This is a genomic window from Novipirellula herctigrandis (assembly GCA_007859835.1).
Lineage (GTDB): Bacteria > Planctomycetota > Planctomycetia > Pirellulales > Pirellulaceae > Novipirellula_A > Novipirellula_A herctigrandis.
Genome location: SJPJ01000001.1, coordinates 7,140,983 through 7,147,366 on the forward strand (window position 1 = coordinate 7,140,983; position 6,384 = coordinate 7,147,366).

The 6,384-nt window shown below is 51.7% G+C and carries 7 protein-coding genes; 3 read left to right on the plus strand and 4 right to left on the minus strand.

The window, feature by feature from the left end; translation table 11 throughout:
• Positions 1–325: 325 nt before the first annotated feature.
• Positions 326–1,792, plus strand: coding sequence for an ISNCY family transposase (locus CA13_RS26040; RefSeq protein WP_146393859.1), 1,467 nt, complete (start codon positions 326–328; stop codon positions 1,790–1,792).
• A 122-nt stretch (positions 1,793–1,914) separates the two neighbouring features.
• Here the strand turns inward: CA13_RS26040 and CA13_RS26045 are convergent, their stop codons facing one another.
• Positions 1,915–2,562 (minus strand): RHS repeat-associated core domain-containing protein, encoded by a 648-nt coding sequence (locus CA13_RS26045; protein WP_146401677.1) that lies wholly within the window; start codon positions 2,560–2,562, stop codon positions 1,915–1,917.
• Here CA13_RS26045 and CA13_RS26050 point away from each other — a divergent pair.
• Entirely contained in the window at positions 2,553–2,810 is a 258-nt protein-coding gene (locus tag CA13_RS26050) for a hypothetical protein (protein ID WP_146401679.1), read from the plus strand. The genes CA13_RS26045 and CA13_RS26050 overlap by 10 nt on opposite strands.
• A 28-nt stretch (positions 2,811–2,838) precedes the next feature.
• Here the strand turns inward: CA13_RS26050 and CA13_RS26055 are convergent, their stop codons facing one another.
• The 3 genes from CA13_RS26055 to CA13_RS26065 form a co-directional block, all read right to left on the minus strand.
• Entirely contained in the window at positions 2,839–4,047 is a 1,209-nt protein-coding gene (locus CA13_RS26055) for a hypothetical protein (RefSeq protein WP_419194838.1), read from the minus strand.
• Between the two features lie 296 nt (positions 4,048–4,343).
• Positions 4,344–4,841, minus strand: coding sequence for a tRNA adenosine(34) deaminase TadA (gene tadA, locus CA13_RS26060; protein WP_419194839.1), 498 nt, complete (start codon positions 4,839–4,841; stop codon positions 4,344–4,346).
• A gap of 11 nt (positions 4,842–4,852) precedes the next feature.
• Complete coding sequence (locus CA13_RS26065; protein WP_146401683.1) at positions 4,853–5,749, minus strand: family 16 glycoside hydrolase; 897 nt, start codon at positions 5,747–5,749, stop codon at positions 4,853–4,855.
• Between the two features lie 88 nt (positions 5,750–5,837).
• Here CA13_RS26065 and CA13_RS26070 point away from each other — a divergent pair, with 88 nt between their 5' ends.
• Positions 5,838–6,299, plus strand: coding sequence for a VanZ family protein (locus CA13_RS26070; RefSeq protein ID WP_419194840.1), 462 nt, complete (start codon positions 5,838–5,840; stop codon positions 6,297–6,299).
• The last annotated feature ends 85 nt before the right edge of the window (positions 6,300–6,384 follow it).

Sequence of the window (6,384 nt, forward strand, 5' to 3'; positions counted from 1 at the left end):
AGGAAAGAAAAGGGGAAGGGGGGCAGGAAAGAAAAGGGGAAGGGGGGCATTTTTCGCACTTTCCTATTTTTCGCATTGCCCCGGTTAAGGGCATGATAGATGCAGCCTGCTTCATCGGCACGTTTGATTCTTGGCATACCATCAGTTGGCTAAAGAAAAATTGATCGTATTCGCTAAAGAATATCAAACCAAGTCCCGAAAAACGACCCCCTTCCCCTTTTCCTCTCTGAGAAAAAGCTCCCCGAAGATCGAACCCGCAAGCAGGTTCGGGCGTTGGAATTGTTGACTAAAAGCAATTTCAAACGCAAATCTTCGAGGAGTGAACGTGGTCCGAAAGCACTATCAATCTCAGCATCGCTTCGATTGCAGCCCTGTCGCACAAGTACAACTCAACTTGGAATGCCGCGACGAAATCGTTCCGATCCTCGCGGGTCTGCAGTTCCTTTATACCAACAACAAGCTTCGTCACAAAGCTGTCAAGTTAGTCGCAGCCGATCTCAACGAAGACTCTCGTCGAGATATCGGCAGGCCCGGCATGGATGACTGGCACGTCGTTGTTTTGGCGGCTGTTCGGTTGGGGTGCAACTTCGATTACGACAAACTCCAAGACCAAGTCGAGAACCATCGCTCGCTCAGAGGCATCATGGGAATTGGCGATTGGCAGGACGCCGACGAATTCACCTTCAGACGCATTCGCGACACGTTGTGCAAACTCAAGCCTGCAACGATCGAGAAGCTTAATCAAGTCATCGTCACCTCCGGACAGGAGATTGCACCTGAGGCTGCCGCTTCGGTTCGTGCCGATTCGTTCGTTGTCGAAACCAACATTCATCATCCGACCGAAAGTAGTTTGATCTTCGATGGGGTACGCAAGTTTGTTCCGCTCTGCGCTGACTTGGCTGGCATGCTTGAGATTGATGGCTGGCGTCAGTCCGATCACTTGACGAGGAAGATCAAGAAGCTCAAACAGAACATGGGACGCATCGCCGCGAGCAAGAGTCAGGTCAAGAAAGACGCATTGCAATCGCTCTACATGGATCTGCTTGTCCGAACCGAGCAGTTGCTCACGCGAGCCGACGAGTTGGTAAAAACGGCGAAATCGGAGTTGTTCTCGACGGCGATTGTCTCCAAAATCGCGGCAATCGAGCGATGGATCCAACTAACTCGGCAGGTCTGCGACACCGCTCGTCGTCGCGTGCTCCTTGGCGAAAGAGTTCCCAATAGCGAGAAGCTGTTCAGTCTTTTTGAAACTCACACGCAGTTGTACCGTCGCGGTAAAGCTGGGCAACCGAATCAGTATGGACGCTTGGTCTTGGTCTACGAAGACGCCGCAGGATTCATCAGTCACTATCATTTGATGGACCGCACCAGCAAAGACCAAGATGTTGTCGTTGAGCAGACACGAATTGCTCAGCGAAAACATTCGGGTCAGATCGAAACGGCGTCGTTTGACCGAGGCTTTCACAGCGATGAAAATGAGACGGCATTGCAAGAGATCGTTGATGACGTTTGTGTTTTACCACGTGCTCCCGATCAGTACGCCGAACGATTGAAAAACGGAAGCGTGAAGTTTCATCAAACACGTCTACGTCACAGCGGTGTGGAATCAGCGATCGGTGCTTTACAGCGAGGCAACGGGCTGAAACGTTGTCGTGATCGTAGTGAGATCGGCTTTGAGCGCTACTTTGGTTTGGCGGTACTTGGTCGCAACCTACATACGCTTGGCAAGTTGTTACTTGCCAAGCATCATGCCATTAGCGCCTCGGCACAGAGTGATCGCCAAGCGGCGTAGGCAAATACTCCTTTGGAATCGGAGCAACGGAAGGCTATCGGTCTGCGCGCCAGGCGAAAACGGCGTAGAAAACGAGCGTTGTTCGCCACTAAAACCGCCCCAGAGCTAAATCTTCGAAGTACTCAGCGGACGTGAAATCCGCTAAAATCAGCCACTCGAGCAATTTCCGGACGGACACTAACTAGTTGCAATGCCTTTCTGGCGCACGCATCATCTGTTGCTTCTGCTGCGCCCGCTGGAGTGCTCGCAGCCAAATTAGACTTTATGTTGTTGCGGATACATGCGTTGATTCGTTTTAAATCCTTTGCGCTCACGGTGTGTCGCTTAAGACCAAAAGCATCTTGGCCGGTTAATGGTGACGAAAGGAGAAATTCGTAGAGTGACCATTGGCTTCCGATGAATCCAATCGGATCTCTGGAGCAGAACCTACCGGCGACCGAGTCGTACATGCGAGCGCGGTAGTGATACAAGCCTAATGTTTCGTCCCACTCGCGGCCGGTGTACAGGTAACGGTTATTCTCGGCACTCGTCGTACGTGTCGTTCCGGCGGCATCAAGTATCGTCGGTATTCCGTAAGCATCGTAAGCGTAGCGTTCTTTCACTGTGCCGCCGCCATCGGTCAGTGCGATGACACTGTACTGTTGGCTTCGGTGGTAGTAACGGAAGGCAGCAAGTTGCGCAGGTGCTTTGTTGTAAGTGCAGGTATCCTTTCGCCGAACGCACTGCTTCGGCTTGGATGTCCGACGATGGGATGAGGCGAATGCAACCATCTCGGTATTGTAAACGATCCGAATCGCTCGGTGTGAAAGCGATTGTTACTGGCAACCGGATGCGTTTGGCTAAGGTAGATCGACAAGGGGAGTCCAATGTTTTGGAAGCGGGACTGTACCAAGACGGTGGTTCGTCACAACTGCGAAAAATCACCTCGAACCGAGTGTTCATGGCAACGGTTTTGCGCCGGGCATGTCATGCCGCAGTTAACGAAAAAAAGGATGGTTTTGAAAACCATCCTTTCTAACGTTTGTTGTTTGGCGTCTGCAGTGACGTTAACGGTTCAGTTCAAGGCCGAAGGTTCCACCGACCATGACAACATCTTGATTTTGGTCGCCACCTTCGAGTGAGTTGAATGGGCTGACAGGCCCGCCTCGCCAAATCCCGGTTGCCAAGTCGATCAATTGGAAACCGCCACGTATTTTGATCGATCGAGTCAATTGGTAAGCCAATTCACCGCGGATATCAAACCCAATCGCGAACTCTTCATTCCGTTGATAAAGTGTCTTTGATTTCTGTGTGAGTTCGAAGTTGACTTCGTCACCGATGCCGTCGCCATCATAAACCGTGGTATCGGTTTGGGTGTAACTTCGAGCACACTGCAAGTTAACGCCAGTGAAGACACGGAAATCGGCTGAGTAAGTGAATCGATCGCGGAATTTTGTGTAGCGGAACCCGATTTGGCCTGCCAACAGTTCATTCTCGGTGATCGCTTCGTCACTGAAGAATGTTTCGTAGTCTTCGCCAAGAGCTTCTTGAGCAGGAGGAACCGGATCAGGAATCACAATCGTGCCATCTTTGGTCGAAGTGTATTCTTGGCTTATGTTGTAGTCATTGAAGCGAGCCCAGCGGAACCCGATCAACGGTTCCATGATGCCGCCGTAGTGATACGGTTCCATCCGCCAAGTCTTATTCAATTCGTAGCTGTTGAAGTCGGCTACGTTTAGACTGTCGTTGACGAAGTACAAACGTTGATTGTAGCCAAGATTGTTGCCATCCCCTGCTGGTACGATTGCACCGAAGGGAGGACCGACAATGCCTTCCTTGGAACCGTAGTCCAATAGGTCATCTTCGTTTAGCCGGTTTAGACGCTCACGCACGACGGTATCATTCGCGTTAGGTCCGCCCAGATTCGTGTAGGTGAATGCCCAACCATGGTCGACATCGGGCAGCATATAGCCAAGTTCGTATCGATGTCCCCATCCTTGGTCGAGCTTTGTCTCGGCCGATTGGCCGTTGTTCAGCTCGGGTCGTGACGTGTATAACGCCAACCGATCGTAAGTTGCAAACCAGCCATGATTGGCCCGTTTGCTTGGTTTCATGTCCGCGAGGTCCATATTGGTTACTGGACGAAACCATTGAAAGTCAGGGTCGAATGCAAATGGATCCGCAGGCGGAACATGTTCCTGTGCGTTTCCAAGTGCCATTGCCCCTAGCATGGCTAGCGTTGTGATCAGGCTTGCCGTCAGCTTCCGTACCGACATCGCGTGTTCCACCGTCTTCATGTGTTGAGATTGAGTAGAATCCTGCCAAACGAGCGAGCGAATCGACTGCACGAAGCGTCAACGCGTTAAGATTCTAATTCAGGTTGTGCCAATTGTATCGGCTGGTTCGAACGCAAAGGCTTAGTCTGTTTGCCCTCCGAAGTCGTAAAAATCCGAGAATCTGCAAAATCGGAACAGATTGACATTGCAATTCACAGCGATTTTCAGGCAAAAAGCCGGCTGAGAGGTCGCCAGAAAGAAATTCATGATTCCCGCGTCTGCCCACAAACGCCTCGCTATTTCTTCCCCATCGCACGCTTGCTGGCAAAAAAATCGGTCAACACTTGGCCGCATCGATCGGCCATCACTCCGGTCGTGATGTTGCAGCGATGGTTGAGCCGCGAATCATCAAGCAATTGGTACAAACTCGTTACTGCCCCTGCTTTCGGATCCGAAGCCCCGAAGACAACACGCGGGATCCGCGACTGCAGAATCGCACCGGCGCACATGATGCATGGTTCCAACGTGACGTAAAGCGTGGTCTGTTCCAGACGCCAATCTTCGACCGCCGCAGCGGCCTGGGTGATGGCGATCATTTCGGCGTGAGCCGTTGGATCCTTCAGCGACTCACGCTGGTTTGCCGCTGCCGCGATGATTGTCGAATTGCGGACGATGATCGCTCCGACGGGAACCTCGTCCGCGATCACCGCTTGATGGGCCATTTCCAGTGCTCGACCCATAAAATGGGCGTCGATGTCGAGCATCAATTTCTCGGCGTTGGGCTCTTGATTCATTGACTGTCCGCTCACTGAGTCGCCCCATCTTTCTCGGGACCGTTTATTTCGCTGTTCGTTTCGGACACGGGAGGTTTCGCCATTTTCTCATCCAGCTTTCGGATCTGGATGTTGCGAATTTCCGAATCACACATGTAGGCGGCAAGCCCCAAAGGTTCACACAAATACATTTCTGAGCGAATCCCAAATTCATGGCCCTCACGGGGTTGTTCAAACATCAATTTGCCGTCAATCCAGTAGCTAATCGCTTGTTCGGTCACGTGAGTTCGAATTTTGTACCACTTTCCATTGTCAAAACTGATGTATTGAGTCGAAGGGTTTTCAGCGGCGTCGGAGCCATCGATATTGCTAATTCCAACCACGCCGCCGCCCCAACCGCCGAGTACTAAGCTGACGCTGTCTTTCCCAACGGGGAATGTTAAGGCACAGAAAAAGTCATATCCTTCGACTCGCCTTGCTTCGAGCGAAATCTCGTAATTCTCGCGAATAAGGGCTCCTTCCCAGCGAATTCCGGTCAATGGATCACCTGAGCCCATTGTCACCGAGTTTCCTTTCAGTTCCACTTCTCCATCGCCCCCAAATTGACAAACTACCCAAGCGTCTTTGAGCGGTGTTGCATTTTTAGCATGCTTTTTTAAGGCCTGTTTTGTTGAGTGCTGGGCATTTTTCGATTGGGGATCGGATTCGATCACAGTTTGCTCAACCGGTACGGTCGCTACGTCCGATTCAGTTTGGGAAGTGGGTGACGATGTTTCTGCACTAGGCGTTTGTGCGGAGCATTGCTGATTACAAACGCAGCCAAAACCGACAACCACAGCGAAACCGAACGCCGCTTTGACCCATAAACGGTCGAAATGGCTTGTTCGTTGTAGCGATGGCTTGTTCAGGACGGTTTTATTTGTGGTCATTTTGGGATTCCTCATGGTGGGGGGATCGCGACGCGCACTGTATCGCTTTCGGGCGATCCGACTTGTCAAATTCGAGAACGGAGTCACTATGTCAACTATTCCAGCTTATCCCATCCGTGAAACAACCATGCAATCGATCACCAAAAAAACGATTTGGGGCTTTCGGCTCGCCATCATTGTCTTGGCCGTCTATTGGCTTGGCATGTTCATCGGCACACACTTGCCGAGTTCCGTCGTGCGGCATGGACCGAGAGTCAACGACAAGTTGATGCACGTCTGCTGCTTTGCCGGATTGGGTTGGTTGTTGTGTTACGTCACGACCTCCGACCGACTTTTGACTCGGTTTAGTATGATCGCAGTGATCGGATTGTTCTATGCGGGGCTCGACGAATGGTCGCAAGGTTTTGTGCGTGGCCGATCGACGGATATGATGGATTTCGTAGCCGATGCAGTTGGTTTGTTTTCTGCCATCGCCGTCTACGCGGTTTGCCGAATGCTCTATTACCGCTGGAAACGCTCTGGGATTCGAACCCTCGACCCCGTTGGCTAGAAGTGTCCTGATCCGCGAATAGTGGAACGACGAGACGAACCCAACGCCTTTGGCTATAGTAGTGGGTCTCCCACCGCCCCCCCCC

Excerpts from the sequence above, each read along its gene's own strand:
- CA13_RS26050 (WP_146401679.1), top strand. The coding sequence starts at position 2,553 with ATGCAACCATCTCGGTATTGTAAACGATCCGAATCGCTCGGTGTGAAA.
- CA13_RS26045 (WP_146401677.1), bottom strand. The coding sequence starts at position 2,562 with ATGGTTGCATTCGCCTCATCCCATCGTCGGACATCCAAGCCGAAGCAG.
- CA13_RS26055 (WP_419194838.1), bottom strand. The coding sequence starts at position 4,047 with ATGTCGGTACGGAAGCTGACGGCAAGCCTGATCACAACGCTAGCCATG.
- tadA (WP_419194839.1), bottom strand. The coding sequence starts at position 4,841 with ATGAATCAAGAGCCCAACGCCGAGAAATTGATGCTCGACATCGACGCC.
- CA13_RS26065 (WP_146401683.1), bottom strand. The coding sequence starts at position 5,749 with ATGACCACAAATAAAACCGTCCTGAACAAGCCATCGCTACAACGAACA.
- CA13_RS26070 (WP_419194840.1), top strand. The coding sequence starts at position 5,838 with ATGTCAACTATTCCAGCTTATCCCATCCGTGAAACAACCATGCAATCG.